This is a genomic window from Pseudonocardia sp. WMMC193 (assembly GCF_021728735.1).
In the GTDB taxonomy this organism is placed as follows: domain Bacteria; phylum Actinomycetota; class Actinomycetes; order Mycobacteriales; family Pseudonocardiaceae; genus Pseudonocardia; species Pseudonocardia oroxyli.
Genome location: NZ_JAKKDO010000003.1, coordinates 2514126 through 2530426 on the forward strand (window position 1 = coordinate 2514126; position 16301 = coordinate 2530426).

Below are 16301 nucleotides of genomic sequence, written 5' to 3' on the forward strand. Positions count from 1 at the left end.
AGCACCGACCGCGCGCTCACGACCGGATCTCCGAGGGCTCGACGGCACCCTCGCCGACCGCGACCTCCTCGGCCCTGTCCACCTCGGACTCCCCGCCGTCGGCCTGCTCGAGATCGCGGTGCACGGTGGTGAGCAGGGCGAGCCCGCCCAGCACCACCACCGCGGCGATCCAGAACGGCAGGTGGACGTTCACCGCCGCGGCCAGCAGTCCCGCGACGAACGGGGCGAGCCCGCCGCCGATGAACCGGACGAAGCCGTAGGTGGCGCTGGCCACCGGGCGCGGGACCGGCGAGATACTCATGACCGCCGTGGTGACGAGGGTGTTGTTCAGCCCGACGAAGGCGCCGGAGAGGACCGTCGCGACGATCACCGTGGGCACCGACCCGGAGAACGTGCCGATCACGGCGAGGACCAGCGCGACCCCCACCAGCGAGCCGTAGAGCGTGCGCGCGGTGCCGAAGCGGTTCTTCAACCAGGTGGCGCCGAACACCGCGAACAGCGCGACGAGGACGCCCCAGGCGAAGAACACCGCACCCAGGCGCAGCGCCGAGAGGTTCATCAGGAACGGGGCGTAGCCGAGCAGGGTGAAGAAGCCCCAGTTGTAGAGGAGCCCGACCAGGCTGGTGGTGCGCAGGCTCCGGTGCCGCAACGCGGTGAGCGGTTCCGAGAGCCTGCTGGGCTGCGTCGGCGGGGTCTTCTCGACGAACACCACGGTCGCCACCAGGGCGATCAGCATCAGCACGGCGACCCCGAAGAAGGGGCCCCGCCAGGAGATGTTCCCGAGCAGCCCGCCGAGCAGCGGACCGGAGGCGATCCCCACGCCCAACGCCGTCTCGTACAGCACGATCGCGCCGGCGAACCCGCCACTCGCGGAGCCGACGATCACGGCGAGCGAGGTGGCGATGAACAGGGCGTTCCCGAGGCCCCACCCGGCCCGGAAGCCGACGATCCCGCCGATGCCGCCCGCGGCCCCCGCCGCCGCGGCGAAGATCACGATGAGCACGAGCCCGGCGATCAGGGTGCGCTTGGGGCCGATCCGGCTGGACACCCAGCCGGTCACCAGCATGGCGAGCGCGGTGACCACCAGGTAGCTGGTGAACAGCAGCTCGACCTGGGCGTGGCTCGCCTGCAGCTGGTCGGCGAGGGCGGGCAGGATCGGGTCGACCAGCCCAATGCCCATGAACGAGATGACGCACGCGAAAGCGACCGCCCACACCGCCCTGGGTTGGCGGAACGGGCTCGCGGTACTGCTCACAGTGCTCACAGGGGCTTCCCCTCGGACTCGATGAGGGCGGCCAGGGCGCGCGTCGCGGCGAGCAGCGCGCGTCGGTCGTCGTCGGACAGGGTCGTGATCCGGTCGGCCACGAACGTCGCGCGGGCGGCGTGCCGCTCGGCGATGTAGGCGCGGCCCGCGCGGGTGGCGGAGACGAGCACGGCGCGGCCGTCGGTGGGGTCCGGGGACCGGGTCACCAGGCCCGCGGCCTCCAGACGCCCGACGATCCCGGTCATCCCCGGCTGCGACGTGCGTTCCAGCGCGGTCAGCACGGTGATCCGCCGCGGGCCGCCCCGATCCAGCTCGTCGAGCACCGAGAGGGCGACGGTGTTCCACTCCGCCTCCCGGGCCGAGCGGCGCAGCCAGCTCACGGTGCGTTCGAGCACGTGGGCGAGCTCCGCGACGTCGTTCGTGGCCGTTCGGTTCACGCGGACCATTACATCACACAACTATATAGCTGCGCGATGTGCCGCCGGCGGGCGAACTCGAACACCTGTTCGAGCGTCATCCTGGAGCGGTGACCGCACCGACTCCGGAGCCCGCCGACTCCACGCCCGAGGCCCCCGTCGTCGAGGCCCCCGCCGTCGAAGCCCCCGCCGACCCGGCCCCCACCGACGCGCCCGGGGACCCCGCCCCGCGCAAGCGCGGCCGCCCGAAGGGCTCCACCGCCAAGACCACCCGCGTGGTCGAGCTGACCCTCACCGTCAGCGGCGCGGTCGACGGCGAGTGGCAGGCCGAGCTCAAGCGCGGCGCGACCTGGCTGGCCCGCGGCCTGCCGGTGTCCGCGGGCGCGGTGCTCAAGGCCGCCGCCGAGCTGCACCCGGAGATCTCCGGCCCGATCGACGAGGTCATCGCCGAGGCCCGGGCCACGCGCGAGGCCAAGGTCGCCGAGCTGGAGGCCCAGCTCGAGCAGGCCCGGAAGGCGCTCGCCGAGCTGGAATGAGCGCCATCGACCCGAACGACCTGGCGACCGCGCTGAAGGTGCTCGCGCAGGTCGACGAGCTGGACCCCGAGCACCCCGACGCCGTCGCGGTGCGGCGCGCCACGGCCCGGGTGTGGAAGTCGGTCAAGCAGCGCCGCAAGAGCGCCCGCCGCAAGGCGGTCACCGACGCCGACAACGCCGTGTTCGCCGCCACCGCCACGGCCGCCCCCGGCCGGGTGGACGACGAGACGGCGGGCATCCCGCTGGCGTCGACCATCCCCGGCGCGGTCGCGGGGACGCTGCGGCGCGCCCGGTCCTGCTACATGTGCAAGCAGCGCTACACCGTGGTGGACGCCTTCCACCACAACCTCTGTCCGTCGTGCGCCGCGTTCAACCGGGCCCGGCGGGACGCGCGGACGGACCTGCGGGGGCGGCGGGCCCTGCTGACCGGCGGCCGGGCCAAGATCGGGATGTACATCGCGCTGCGGCTGCTGCGGGACGGCGCGCACCTGACGATCACCACGCGGTTCCCGCACGACGCGGTGCGCCGCTTCACCGCGGTCGAGGACTCGGCGGACTGGCTGCACCGGCTGCGGGTCGTCGGCATCGACCTGCGCGACCCCGCGCAGGTCGCGGCGCTGGCCGACGACGTCGCGGGGCAGGGCCCGCTCGACGTCCTGATCAACAACGCGGCCCAGACCGTGCGCCGCGCACCCGGCTCCTACGCCGCGCTCGCCGAGGCCGAGAGCACGCCGCTCCCGGCCGACACGGTGCCGGACGTGCTCGTCTTCTCCCACGCGAGCGACGCGCACCCGGCCGCCCTCGCGGGCGCGGTCCCGACGCTGGGTGCGGTGGTGGAGACCGCCGAGGGCGGGTCGAAGGCCGCCGACCGGCTCGCGGAGCTGGCGATGACCGCCCGCAGCGCGTCCCCCGAGCGGATCGAGGCGGGCATCGCGGTCGACGCGGGCGGCCTGCTGCCGGACACGGCCCGGGTCAACAGCTGGGTCGCGAACGTCGAGGGCGTCGACCCGCTCGAGCTGCTCGAGGTGCAGCTGTGCAACCAGACGGCGCCGTTCATCCTGGTCTCCCGGCTGCGCTCCGCGTTGGCCGCGGGCGCCGCCGCGCACGGCCGGTCGTACGTGGTCAACGTGAGCGCGATGGAGGGGGTGTTCGGCCGCGGGTACAAGGCACCCGGGCACCCGCACACGAACATGGCCAAGGCCGCCCTGAACATGCTCACCCGCACCTCGGCGCAGGAGATGTTCGACACCGACCGCATCCTGATGACCGCGGTGGACACCGGGTGGATCACCGACGAACGCCCCCATCACCAGAAGCTGCGGCTGGCGGAGGAGGGCTTCCACGCCCCGCTGGACCTGGTCGACGGCGCCGCCCGCGTCTACGACCCGGTCGTGCGCGGCGAGGCGGGCGAGGACCTCTACGGCGTCTTCCTGAAGGACTACGCGATCGCGAACTGGTAGGCCTGTGGACAACCGTGGAGGGGTGTCCGCGACTGTCGGCGGCCCCCGTTAGGTTCCAGCACGTGCTCCACATCCACCGTGCCGAACGAGCGGACACGCTCGCCACCGCCCTCGCCGAGGTCCTCGGCGAGCCCGCGGGCGACCCGTTCGCGCCCGTGGTCGTCGCGGTGCCCGAGCGCGGCGTGGAGCGGTGGCTCCAACAGCGCCTGTCCCTGCGCCTCGGCACCCGCACCGGCACCCGGGCGGGTGCGGACGGCGTGTGCGCGAACGTCGTCTTCCCCTCCCCCGGTCAGCTCCTCGCCGAGGCGGTGGACGCGGCCACCGGGACGGACCCCGACACCGATCCCTGGGACCCCCGCCGCGCGGTCTGGCCGCTCCTGGAGGAGGTCCGGGCGGCCGTCGCGGACCCCGGGGCGACCTTCGCGGCGCTGGCCGCGCACCTGCGCCACAGCGGGGAGACCCGCACCTACGCCGTGGCCCGCAGGCTCTCGGACCTGTTCGCGAGCTACGCGGTCCACCGCCCGGACATGCTCCGCGCCTGGCACGGGGGGAACCCGCAGGACACCCCGCCCGACCTGCGCTGGCAGGTCGAGCTCTGGCGCAGGCTGCGCGCCCGGATCGGCGAACCGGGCCCCGCCGAACGGCTCGCCGCGGCCGAGGCGGTCCTGCGGGCCGATCCGTCGCGCGTGGAGCTCCCCGAGTCGGTGAGCGTGTTCGGGCCCACCCGGCTCGCCGCCGAGCACCTCGCGGTCCTGGAGGCCCTGGCCGTCCACCGCGCGGTGCACCTCTGGTTGCCCCATCCCTCGCCCGCGCTGTGGGAGACACTGCGGGAGACGCTGAGGGGCCGGGAGCCCGCCCTGCTCCGCGAGCAGGACGGGTCCGCGGCCGCCGTCGGCAACCCCCTCCTGCGCTCGCTGGGGCGAGACGTGCGGGAGCTGCAGCTGCGGCTCCCCGCGGCGCAGGACCACTACCACCCCGGCGCGCCCACCCCGCGGACGCTGCTCGGCAGGCTGCAGGAGGCGCTGCGCACCGACCGGGCCCCCGGCGGGGAGCTCCCCCTCCTGGACCCCGCGGACCGCAGCGTCGCGGTCCACGCCTGTCACGGCCCGGACCGGCAGGTCGAGGTGCTGCGCGAGATCGTGCTGGGCCTACTCGCCGCGGACCCGACCCTCGAACCGCGAGACGTCATCGTCATGTGCCCGGACATCGAGGCGTTCGCCCCGCTGATCTCGGCCTCGTTCGGCCTGGCCGCCGAGGACGAGGAGGAGGCCCACCCCGGCCACCGGCTGCGCGTCCGGCTCGCCGACCGCGCCCTGCGGCAGGCGAACCCGCTGCTGGGCACGGCGTCGGCACTGCTGGAGCTGGCCGACTCGCGGGTCGCGGCCTCCCAGGTGCTGGACCTGGTCGGCTCCGGCCCGGTCCGCCGCCGCTTCCGCCTGGACGACGACGCGGTGGACCGGATCGGCGAGCTCGTCGCGCTGTCCGGCGTCCGCTGGGGGCTCGACGGCGAGCACCGCCGCCCCTTCCGGCTCGACGGGTTCCCGCAGAACACCTGGGCGGCCGGGCTGGACCGGATGCTGCTCGGCGTCGCGATGGCCGAGCGCCCGGGCGAGCAGGGCTGGCTGGGCACGGCGCTCCCGCTGGACGACGTGGACTCCTCGGACGTCGACCTGGTCGGGTCGCTCGCCGAGATCCTCGACCGGCTCGCCGCCGTCCTCGGCGCGCTGGGCGGTCCGCAGCCGCTCACCGCGTGGGTGGCCGCGCTGCAGGAGGGGCTGTCGGCGCTCACCGCCACCACGACGTCGGACGCCTGGCAGGACACCCAGGCCCGCGCCGAGCTGGCGGACGTGGTGCGGTCGGCGGGCCCGCAGGCCGAGACCGTCCCGCTGTCGCTGTCCGACGTCCGGGGCCTGCTCGCCGACCGCCTGCGCGGCAGGCCGAGCCGGGCGAACTTCCGCACCGGCACGCTGACCGTCGCCACCCTGGTGCCGATGCGCTCGGTCCCCCACCGGGTCGTCTGCCTGCTGGGGGTGGACGACGGGGTGTTCCCCCGTACCGGTGCCCCGGACGGGGACGACGTGCTGGCCAGGGCACCGCGCATCGGGGAACGGGACCCGCGCGCCGAGGACCGCCAGCTGCTGCTCGACGCGATCACCGCGGCCACCGAGCACCTCGTGGTGGTGCACTCGGGGATGAACGAGCGGACCGGTGCGCCCCGCCCGCCCGCGGTGCCGATCGGCGAGCTGCTCGACGCCGTGGACGAGACCGTGCGGGTGGTCGGCGGCAAGGCGAGCGAGGCGATCACCCACCGCCACCCGTTGCAGCCCTTCGACCCCCGCAACTTCGCCCTGCCCGAGCCGTTCAGCTTCGACCGCACCGCCCTCGCGGGTGCCCGCGCGTCCCAGGGCGAGCGGCGTCCGGTCCCGCCGTTCCTGTCGGGGCCACTCGCCCCGCCCGCGGAGACCGACACCGTGGAGCTGGACGACCTCGTCCGGTTCCTCGACCACCCGATGAAGGCGTTCCTGCGCCAGCGGGTGGGCATGGTCCCGCGGTCCGAGGACACCGAGCCCGGCGACGCGCTGCCCGTGGCGCTCAACGGTCTGGAGGAGTGGGCCGTCGGCGACCGGATGCTGCGCGACCGGCTCGCGGGCGCGGGGCAGCAGCACACCGCGGCGGCCGAGTGGCGGCGCGGCGACCTGCCGCCGGGCGCGCTCGGCGGGGCCGTGCTGGAGAAGGTCGACCGGGCGGTGGAACCGCTGGTGGAGGCCAGTCGCGAGCTGCGCGTCGGGGAGCCCGTGTCGCTGGACGTCGCGGCGCCGCTGCCCTCGGGTGTCCGCGTGGTGGGCACGGTCGCCGGGATCCACGACCACACGCTGGTCACCGTCGTGTACTCGCGGCTGGCGGCGAAGCACCGCCTGCAGGCCTGGGCGCGGCTGCTGGCGCTCACCGTGACCCGGCCCGGCGTGCCGTGGCGGGCGGTCACCCTGGGGCGCGGGCGCGGCGGCACGGCGCGGGCCGTGGTGGGCCCGGTGGGGGTCGAGGAGGCCCGGTCGGCGTTGGCCGATCTCGCCGCCGTGCACCGCGAGGGGCTGCGCGAGCCGCTGCCGCTGTCCATGCCCTGCGCGCTGGGGTACGCGAAGGCGCGCAGGCTGGGCACCGCCGTCGCGGACGCGGAGGCCGCCGCGGAGGGCGAGTGGCGGTTCGAGAAGGAGGACGAGTCGATCATCGCGGTCCTGGGGCCCGACCCGGAGTTCCGGGCGCTGCTCGCGCAGCGCGAGGGGGCGCAGTCGCGGTTCGGCACGCTGGCCGAGCGGATCTGGCGGCCCCTGCTCGACACCGAGCACCTGGAGGTCCTGTGACCCAGGTACTCCCCACCCACCCGCAGTTCGCGGTCGACGGTGACCTGCCCGAGGGCACCACCGTGCTGGAGGCGAGCGCGGGCACCGGCAAGACGTACACGATCGCCGCGCTGACCACCCGGTACGTGGCCGACGGCGTCCCCCTCTCGCGGCTGATGCTGGTCACCTTCGGCCGGGAGGCCACCCAGGAGCTGCGCGAACGGGTCCGGGAGCGGCTCGCGGCGACCGAGCGCGGGCTGGCCCGCGGGGCGCTCACGGACGATCCGGTGATCACGCTGCTGCAGAAGGGTGACGTGGAGCAGGCCCGGGCGAACCTGCGCGCCGCCCTCGCCGAGTTCGACGCGGCCACCATCGCGACCACCCACCAGTTCTGCCAGCAGATGCTGGCCGGGCTCGGGGTGGCCGGGGACAGCGATCCGGACGCGGAGTTCGTCGAGCACACCGACGACCTGGTCACCGAGGTCGTGGACGACTTCTACGTGCGCAAGTACGCCGCCCGCGGGGCCGGGTCGCCGCTGTTCGGCCGGGACGAGGCCCTCGCCCTGGCCCGGCGCGCCGTCGGCGACCCGCAGGCCCGGCTCGAGCCCGCGGACGCCGCCCCGGAGTCGGTCGCGCAGGTGCGGCAGGGGTTCGCGAAGGCCGTCCGCGCCGAGGTGGACCGCCGCAAGCGCGCCCGCAGGTTGTTCAGCTACGACGACATGCTCACCCGCCTCGCGGACGCGCTGCGGGACCCGGTGCGCGGCGAGGCCGCGCGGGCGCGGTTGGCGGCCCGCTACGACGTGGTGCTCGTCGACGAGTTCCAGGACACCGACCCGATCCAGTGGGAGATCCTCGAGCGGTCCTTCCACGGCCAGGTCACGCTCGTGCTCATCGGGGATCCCAAGCAGGCGATCTACGCGTTCCGCGGGGCGGACGTGGTGTCCTACCTGCAGGCGGTCCGGGAGGGCTCGGTCCGCACGCTCGGCCGGAACTTCCGCACCGACGAGGCCCTGCTGGACGCGCTCGACGGGGTGTTCGGCTCGGCGTCCGGCGAGGGCGTGGCGCTGGGCAGCGACCAGATCGTCGTGCGGCGGGTCGAGGCCCACCACACGGCGCGGCGGTTCGCCGTCCCCGGCGGCGCGCACTCGGACGAGCCGTTCCGGCTGCGCGTCGTGGACCGGGACCGGATCGGCCCGCTCACCGGCCGCAGGCTGGGCCGGGCGGCGAAGGCTCGCGAGGTCGTCGCCGAGGACGTCGCCCGGGACGTCGCGGCCCTGCTCGCCTCGGGCGCCACCGTCGAGGACCGGCCGCTGCACGCCGGGGACGTGGCGGTGCTCGTCCGGACCAACAACCAGGGCCTGGCCGTGCGGGCGGCCTGCACCGAGGCGGGCGTCCCGGCGGTGTTGACCGGCACCACCAGCGTGTTCACCACGGAGGCGGCGGCCGAGTGGCTCACCCTCCTCGAGGCCGTCGAGCAGCCGCAGCGCACCACCCGGCTGCGGGCGGTGGCGCTCACCTGCTTCGTGGGGCACACCGTCGAGGAGCTGTGCGGCGCGCGCGCCGAGGAGCTGATCGACGGGCTCGGGGCCGACCTGCGCGCCTGGCACGCGGTGCTCGCCGAGCGCGGCGTCGCGGCGCTGCTGGAGGCCGTCACCACCCGGACCCGGCTGCCCGAACGCCTGCTCGGGCTGCGCGAGGGCGACCGGCGGCTGACGGACGTCCGGCACATCGGGCAGGTGCTCCACGGTGCCGCGCTCGACCGGCACCTGGGTCCGTCCGCGCTGGTCGAGTGGCTGCGCCACCGCATGGCGGACGCGGCGCGGGACACCACCACGGAGCGGTCGCGGCGGCTGGAGTCGGACGCCGAGGCGGTGCAGATCGTCACCGTGCACCGCAGCAAGGGCCTGGAGTTCCCGGTCGTCTACGTGCCGTTCGGCTGGGACCGCTGGGTGAACGACAAGGCGGACGTCCTGCTGGTGCACGACGACGAGGGGGCCCGTGTGCTCGACGTCGGCGGCCCGCTCGGCCCGGCCCGCGCCGAGCGGCTGCAGCGCCACCTGGACGAGGAGGCGGGCGAGGACCTGCGGCTGATGTACGTGGCGCTGACCCGGGCGAAGTGCCAGGTCGTGGCGTGGTGGGCGCCCTCGACGACCACCGAGTGCTCGGCGCTGAACCGGTTGCTGATCGGGCGTCCGGCGGCGGGGACCGTGCCGATGCCGGGGTACAAGGTGCCGGCGGATGCGGCGGCCCTGGACATCCTGCGCGGGATTCCGGGGCTCAGGGTCGAGACCCTGTCCGAGCGCGCTCCCGCGCCACCGCCCGCCCGCCCGGAGCCGCTGCCCGCCCTCGGGACCGCACGGTTCGCCCGGGTCCTGGACACCGCGTGGCGGCGCACGTCCTACTCGGCGCTGACGGCGGATGCACACGGGTCGGCTCCGACCGGATCCGGAGTGGGGTCCGAGCCGGAGCACGCGGGGACGGACGACGAGGCCGAGATCGAGCTGCCGGAGACCGCGGCGGACCTGGGGGCGGACGTGCCCTCCCCCATGGCGGACCTCCCGCTGGGCGCCGGATTCGGCACGCTGGTGCACGCGGTGTTCGAGCACCTCGACCCCACCGCACCGGACCTGGCCGCCGAGCTGCGGGCCCAGGTCGGCGCGGCGCTCGCCGCGCAGCCCACGGACATCGACCCGGACGCCCTCGCCGCGGCCCTGGTCCCGGTCGTCGAGACCCCGTTGGGGCCGCTCGCGGGCGGCCGGGCGCTGCGGGCGATCCCGCCTCGGGACCGCCTCGCCGAGCTGGACTTCGAGATGCCCCTCGCGGGCGGCGACACCCCCGCAGGCCGGGTCACGCTGGGCGACCTCGCCCCCGTCCTGCGTCGGTACCTGCCCGCGGACGACCCGCTCGCGGGCTACCCGGACCTGCTGAGTGCCCCCGGTCTCGCCGACCAGCCGCTGCGCGGGTACCTCACCGGCTCGATCGACGCGGTGCTGCGGGTCGACGGGCGCTATCTCGTGGTGGACTACAAGACCAACTGGCTCGGGCCCGCGGGCCCGGCGGGCCGGGAGCCGCTCACGGCGGCGCACTACGCCCCCGCCGTGCTGGTCCCGGCCATGCAGGCCGCGCACTACCCGCTGCAAGCCCTGCTCTACGCGGTCGCGCTGCACCGCTACCTGCGGTGGCGGCTGCCGTCCTACGACCCGGCCGAGCACCTGGGTGGGGTCCTCTACCTGTTCCTGCGCGGGATGTGCGGCGCCGGCACCCCGCAGGTCGCGGGCACGCCCTGCGGCGTCTTCGGCTGGCGCCCGCCCGCGGGCCTGGTCGAGGCGCTGTCGGACACCCTGGACTCCGTGAGTGGCGATGGTCGCCAGAGCGACTATCGCCACTCACGAGCACGGGTGGCGGCTCCGGACGTCGCCGAGCCGGGCGAGCGGTCCGCGGCCGGTCCCGTGCCGGCGGAGGCCGAGGCGGTCGACCCGGGCGGCCCGGGCGGCCCGGACGGCGGTCCAGTCGACCCCGACGACGCTGTCGGCCCGGACAGCCCAGTCGGCGCGGACGGCCCGGACGGCGTGGACGGCGTGGACGGCGTGGACGGCGTGGACGGCGTGGACGGCGTGGACGGCCCGGACGAGCTGGCCCTCGACCTGCCCGTGGTCGTCGAGCAGTCGACCGCACCCACCCCGCCGACCGCACCCACCCCGCCGAAGAAGCCCCGGCCGAGCGAGCCCGAGCCGGACGAGCCGGGGCTGTTCGACCTGGGGGACCTGACATGACCAGCGTGGAGCTCGATCGCGACCCCTACGACCTGCGGACCGCCCGGTCCGCGACGGGTCTGCTCGCGGAGTTCAACACCGCGGGCGTGCTCACGGCGGCGGACGTGCACGTCGCGACCCGGCTCGGGCGGCTCGGCGGGGATCCGGCGGGTGAGCCCGAGGAGGTGCTGCTCGCGGTCGCGCTCACGGTGCGCGCCATCCGGAACGGCTCGGTGTGCGTGGACCTCGCCGAGGTCGGTCACACCGTGCTCGGCGAGGGTGAGGAGTCGGTGGACGTCGCGGCGCTGCCGTGGCCGGAGCCCGCGGCCTGGCTCGCGGCCGTGGAGCGCAGCCCGCTCACCGCGGTCGGGGCGGAGGCCGCGTCCGGGCACCCGCTGCGGCTGGTCCCCGTGCAGGACGGCCGGTCCCTGCTCTACCTCGACCGCTACTGGGCCGAGGAGGAGCTGGTCCGGCGCGAGCTGCGGGACCGGGCGGCCGCGGAGCAGCCCGTCGTGGACCTCGACCGGCTGCGCGCGGGCCTCGCCCGACTCTTCGACCCCCCGCCGGACACGGGCGCCGTGCCCGCCCCGCCGCCCGGCACGGACCTGCAACGTCTCGCCGCGGCGGTCGCGGCGCTGCGCCGGGTCACCGTGCTCGCGGGCGGCCCCGGCACGGGCAAGACGACGACGGTGGCGCGCCTGGTCGCGCTGCTGCACGACCTGCACACCGGACCGACCCCCCTGCGGGTCGCGCTGGTCGCGCCCACCGGGAAGGCCGCGGCGCGGCTCGGCGAGTCCGTCGGCCACCACACCGGCCGGCTCCCCGCCGAGGATCGTGCCCGGGTGGGTGCGCCCACGGCCTCGACGATCCACCGGCTGCTGGGCAGGCGGCCGGGCTCGTCGAGCCGCTTCCGACACGACCGCGCCAACCGCCTCCCGCACGACGTCGTGGTCGTCGACGAGACCTCGATGGTCTCCCTCACCCTGATGGCCCGGCTGCTGGAGGCGGTCCGCCCGGACGCCCGGATCGTCCTGGTCGGCGACCCGGACCAGCTGGCGTCGGTCGAGGCGGGCGCGGTCCTCGGCGACCTCGCCCGCGCGTCGGGCACCCCGGAGCCGGCGCTGGACGAGCGGCTGCGGAGCATCGGCGCCCTCGCCCCGGACGATCCGGCGGTGGTCCACGGCGTCGTCACGCTGACCCACACCTGGCGCTTCGAGGGCGGCATCGCCGCGTTCGCGGACGCCGTGCAGCGCGGGTCCGCGGACGAGGCGGTCGCCCTGCTCCGCGCGGGCCACCCGGACCTGCTCTTCGTCGAGTCCGACCTGGAGGTGCGCGAGCCCGCGGGTCTCGACGGGCTGCGCGCGGACGTGGTGGAGGCGTCCGGCGCGCTGCTCGCCGCGGCACGCGAGGGTCGCACGGCGGACGCGCTGCGCGGGCTGGACCGGCACCGGCTGTTGTGCGCGCACCGGCGCGGGCCGTTCGGGGTCACCCGCTGGAGCCAGGAGGTCGAGCGCTGGCTCGGCCAGGCGCACCCGGGTTTCGCCGACCCCGCCCCCGGCGAGCGGGCGAGCCCCTGGTGGGCCGGTCGGCCGCTGCTGGTCACCGGGAACGACTACGACCTGGGCCTCTACAACGGCGACACCGGCGTCGTGGTCCGCGAGCACGGCGTGCTGCGCGCGGTGTTCGGCCGCCCGGGCGAGCCGCAGTCCTTCGCCCCGGCCCGCGTCGGCGGGGTGCAGACCGTGCACGCGATGACCGTCCACCGCAGCCAGGGCAGCCAGTTCCAGCACGTCACCGTCGTGTTGCCCCCGCCGGAGTCGCCGCTGCTCACCCGCGAGCTGCTCTACACGGCGGTCACCCGGGCCGAGCGCGTCGTGCGGCTGGTGGGCAGCGAGGAGGCCGTCCGCGCGGCCGTCGGGAGACCGGTCAGCAGGGCCAGTGGCCTGCGCGAACGGCTGGGGTGAGCACCCCTGAGCGAAACCCGTGCACCGCGCACCCGTCACACGGCAGGATGGACACCATGACCGACGCCCCCACGTCGACTGGGGCCCCCACAGCTCCGAGCTCGCTCGTCCCCGCCAAACCCGCCCTCGTCACCGTCGACGACGACCCGAGCGTGTCCCGCGCCGTGGCCCGCGACCTGCGCCGCCGCTACGGCGACCGGTTCCGCATCGTGCGCGCCGAGTCCGGCCAGCAGGCGCTCGACACGCTCAAGGAGATGGCGCTGCGCGGCAACGACGTCGCCGTCCTGCTCGCCGACTACCGCATGCCCGGCATGAACGGGCTGGAGTTCCTCGAACGCGCCCTGGACCTCTACCCGGTGGCCCGCCGGGTGCTGCTCACCGCCTACGCCGACACCGACGCCGCCATCACCGCGATCAACGTCGTCGACCTGGACCACTACCTGCTCAAGCCCTGGGACCCGCCGGAGGAGAAGCTCTACCCGGTCGTCGACGCGATGATCGAGGCCTGGGCGCAGGCGGACCGGCACGAGGTGAGCGAGACGCGGGTGATCGGGCACCGCTGGTCGGCCCGCTCGCACGAGGTGCGGGACTTCCTGGCCCGCAACCAGGTCCCCTACCGCTGGTACCCGGTCGACCAGCCGGAGGCGTGCCGGCTGCTGGAGGCCGCCGGGGTGGACGACTCGCAGCTGCCGGTGGTGATCTCCCCGTCCGGGGAGTGCCTGGTCTGCCCGGACGAGATGCAGCTCGCCGACCGCGTCGGGCTCTCGACGATCCCGGCCGCGGACTTCTACGACCTCATCGTGATCGGCGGCGGCCCGGCGGGCCTCGGCGCGAGCGTGTACGGGGCGTCGGAGGGCCTGCGCACGGTGCTCGTCGAGCGCATGGCGACCGGCGGCCAGGCGGGCCAGAGCTCGCGGATCGAGAACTACCTCGGCTTCCCGGACGGCGTGTCCGGCGCCCAGCTCACCGACCGGGCCCGGCGGCAGGCCATCCGGCTCGGCGCCGAGCTGCTCACCGCCCGCGAGGTCGTCGCCTTGGAGGCGAACGGCAGCGCCCGCACCGTCCGGTTCGCGGACGGCACGGCGATCCACGCCCACGCCGTCGTCCTGGCGACCGGGGTGACCTACCGCGAGCTGGAGGCGCCGGGGCTGACCGAGCTCGCGGGCCGCGGGGTGTTCTACGGCTCGGCGCTCACCGAGGCGGCGGGCTGTGCGGGCAGCGACGTCTACGTCGTCGGCGGCGCCAACTCGGCGGGTCAGGCGGCCGTGTACTTCTCGCGGCACGCCCGCAGCGTGACGATGGTGGTGCGTGGGCCCAGCCTGCAGGCGTCGATGTCGCAGTACCTCATCGAGCAGATCGAGGGCATCCCCGAGATCACCGTGCGCACCTGCAGCGAGGTCGTCGAGGCCACCGGCGGGGAGCACCTGGAGAAGCTGACCCTGCGGGACCGCACCACCGGCGAGACCGAGACGGTGGACGCCGGGTACCTGTTCGTGTTCATCGGGGCCAGCCCCCGCACCGAGTGGCTGGGCGAGCGGATCGCGCGGGACGCGGGCGGTTTCGTCCTCGCCGGGCCGGACCTGCTGGTCGGCGGGAAGCGCCCCGCGGGATGGGATGCCGAGCGCGATCCGTTGCACCTGGAGACGAGCCTGCCCGGCGTGTTCGTCGCGGGGGACGCCCGCGCCGAGTCCGTCAAGCGGGTCGCGTCCGCCGTGGGCGACGGGGCGATGGCCGTGTCGCTCGTCCACCGGTACCTAGAGAATCCGTAGAGGGAACCCGTCATGAGCGAGAGCGAGTCGTCAGCACGGTCGGTGTGCGATCCGGAGGAGCTCAAGACCCTCTTCCTCTTCGAGAAGCTCGAGCCCGCCCAGCTCGAGGCGCTGTGCGAGCAGGGCCGCGTCGAGGAGTTCGGGCCCGGGCCGGTCTACACCGAGGGTGCCCCCGCGACCTGCTTCTACGTGCTGATCGAGGGCACCGTCGTACTCACCCGGCGCTCGGGCGGCGAGGAGGTCGAGGTCGAGCGGACCGCGCAGCCCGGGGTGTACGCCGGTGCCTGGCAGGCCTACCTCGGCGACCGGGTGCCGCAGGTCTACAACAACTCCCTGCGGGTCACGGTCCCGTCGCGCTTCTACGTGCTCGACGCGGAGAAGCTGTCCACGCTGATGCGCGAGTGGTTCCCGATGGCCCTGCACCTGTTGGAGGGCCTGTTCTTCGGGTTCCAGAACACGCAGAACGCGGTGGCCCAGCGGGAGCGGCTGCTCGCCCTCGGGTCGCTGTCCGCCGGTCTGACCCACGAGCTCAACAACCCGGCGGCCGCCGCCGTGCGCGCCACGGCCACGCTGCGCGAACGCGTCGCGGGGATGCGCCACAAGCTGGGCATGATCGGGGCGGGCAACTGGGACCGGGTCGACCTGGAGACCCTGGTGCGCATCCAGGAGGACGCGGCCGACCGCGTCGGGAAGGCGCCCGACCTGTCCCCGCTGGAGACCGGAGACGCCGAGGACGCCGTCGGCGAGTGGCTCGAGGAGGCCGGGATCGACGGCGGCTGGGACATCGCGCCCAACTTCGTCGCCGCGGGGATCGACGTCGAGTGGTTGACGCGGGTCAAGGAGAGCGTCCCGGCGTCCGTGCTCGAGGGCGCGGTGCGCTGGTTGAACTACACGGTCGAGACCGAGCTGCTGATGAACGAGATCGCGGACTCGACCACCCGGGTGTCCACGCTGGTCGGGGCGGCCAAGCAGTACTCGCAGATGGACCGGGCGCCGTACCAGACGGTGGACATCCACGAGCTGCTCAAGTCCACCATCGTGATGCTGCACAACAAGTTCGGCGACGGCGTGCAGCTCGTGAAGGACTTCGACCGCACGCTGCCGAAGATCTCCGTGTACGCCGCCGAGCTCAACCAGGTGTGGACGAACCTGATCGACAACGCCCTGCAGGCCATGGGCGGGCAGGGCACGCTCACCGTGCGCACCGCCCGCGAGGGCGACCGCATGCTCGTCGAGATCGGCGACACCGGGCCGGGGGTCCCGGAGGAGATCCGGTCGCGGATCTTCGAGCCCTTCTTCACCACCAAGGCCGTCGGCGAGGGCACCGGGCTCGGCCTGGACATCTCGTGGCGGATCGTGGTGAACCGCCACCACGGCGACCTCCGGGTCGTCTCCGCGCCGGGCGACACCCGCTTCCAGGTGCTCCTGCCGTTCGACGATGCCGAGGAGGCCTCGTGACCGAGCCCGTGATCGACTCCGTGGTCCCGCCGTCGGGCACCGGCTGCGCGGAGTGCGACGCCGCCGGTGGCTGGTGGGTGCACCTGCGCCGCTGCGCCACGTGCGGGCACGTCGGCTGCTGCGACTCCTCCCCCGCCCAGCACGCCACCGCCCACTTCCGGTCGTCCGGGCACCCGGTCGTGCAGAGCTTCGAGCCGGGCGAGGACTGGTTCTGGGACTACGAGCGGGAGGTCGGCCTGTCCGGGCCCGAGCTCGCCCCGCCCACGTCGCACCCCGCGGACCAGCCCACGCCCGGCCCGGCCGGACGGGTCCCGGCGGACTGGCGTACGCGGGTCCACTGACGG

General features: G+C 75.1%; 10 protein-coding genes. 8 read left to right on the plus strand and 2 right to left on the minus strand.

The window, feature by feature from the left end:
• Positions 1-16 precede the first annotated feature (16 nt).
• Positions 17-1264 carry an MFS transporter gene (locus tag L3X23_RS13305; RefSeq protein ID WP_308116895.1) on the minus strand — a complete coding sequence of 416 codons (1248 nt, stop codon included), beginning with the start codon at positions 1262-1264 and terminating at the stop codon, positions 17-19.
• Complete coding sequence (locus L3X23_RS13310; RefSeq protein ID WP_237192520.1) at positions 1261-1701, minus strand: MarR family winged helix-turn-helix transcriptional regulator; 441 nt, start codon at positions 1699-1701, stop codon at positions 1261-1263. Before L3X23_RS13310 ends, L3X23_RS13305 begins: the two co-directional genes overlap by 4 nt.
• 89 nt (positions 1702-1790) lie before the next feature.
• On the opposite strand from L3X23_RS13310, the gene L3X23_RS13315 reads away from it, so the two are divergent.
• The 8 genes from L3X23_RS13315 (at position 1791) to L3X23_RS13350 (ending at position 16298) form a co-directional block, all read left to right on the plus strand.
• Positions 1791-2216 (plus strand): DUF6319 family protein, encoded by a 426-nt coding sequence (locus L3X23_RS13315; RefSeq protein ID WP_237192521.1) that lies wholly within the window; start codon positions 1791-1793, stop codon positions 2214-2216.
• On the plus strand, positions 2213-3676 hold the full coding sequence (locus L3X23_RS13320) for an SDR family NAD(P)-dependent oxidoreductase (RefSeq protein ID WP_237192522.1): 1464 nt from the start codon (positions 2213-2215) through the stop codon (positions 3674-3676). The genes L3X23_RS13315 and L3X23_RS13320 overlap by 4 nt, the downstream gene beginning before the upstream one ends.
• A 62-nt stretch (positions 3677-3738) precedes the next feature.
• Complete coding sequence (recC, locus tag L3X23_RS13325; protein ID WP_237192523.1) at positions 3739-7035, plus strand: exodeoxyribonuclease V subunit gamma; 3297 nt, start codon at positions 3739-3741, stop codon at positions 7033-7035.
• Positions 7032-10787 (plus strand): UvrD-helicase domain-containing protein, encoded by a 3756-nt coding sequence (locus L3X23_RS13330; RefSeq protein ID WP_237192524.1) that lies wholly within the window; start codon positions 7032-7034, stop codon positions 10785-10787. The genes recC and L3X23_RS13330 overlap by 4 nt, the downstream gene beginning before the upstream one ends.
• Positions 10784-12730, plus strand: coding sequence for an exodeoxyribonuclease V subunit alpha (recD, locus tag L3X23_RS13335; RefSeq protein WP_237192525.1), 1947 nt, complete (start codon positions 10784-10786; stop codon positions 12728-12730). The genes L3X23_RS13330 and recD overlap by 4 nt, the downstream gene beginning before the upstream one ends.
• A 56-nt stretch (positions 12731-12786) precedes the next feature.
• Positions 12787-14499: an FAD-dependent oxidoreductase gene (locus tag L3X23_RS13340; RefSeq protein WP_237192526.1), complete on the plus strand. Its 1713-nt coding sequence runs from the start codon at positions 12787-12789 to the stop codon at positions 14497-14499.
• A gap of 12 nt (positions 14500-14511) precedes the next feature.
• Positions 14512-15957, plus strand: a complete 1446-nt coding sequence (locus tag L3X23_RS13345; protein WP_237192527.1) for an ATP-binding protein — start codon at positions 14512-14514, stop codon at positions 15955-15957.
• On the plus strand, positions 15954-16298 hold the full coding sequence (locus L3X23_RS13350; protein WP_237192528.1) for a UBP-type zinc finger domain-containing protein: 345 nt from the start codon (positions 15954-15956) through the stop codon (positions 16296-16298). Before L3X23_RS13345 ends, L3X23_RS13350 begins: the two co-directional genes overlap by 4 nt.
• Positions 16299-16301: the final 3 nt, after the last annotated feature.

Coding starts and splice junctions, on each gene's coding strand:
- L3X23_RS13345 (WP_237192527.1), top strand. CDS start 14,512: ATGAGCGAGAGCGAGTCGTCAGCACGGTCGGTGTGCGATCCGGAGGAG.
- L3X23_RS13320 (WP_237192522.1), top strand. CDS start 2,213: ATGAGCGCCATCGACCCGAACGACCTGGCGACCGCGCTGAAGGTGCTC.
- recD (WP_237192525.1), top strand. CDS start 10,784: ATGACCAGCGTGGAGCTCGATCGCGACCCCTACGACCTGCGGACCGCC.
- L3X23_RS13340 (WP_237192526.1), top strand. CDS start 12,787: ATGACCGACGCCCCCACGTCGACTGGGGCCCCCACAGCTCCGAGCTCG.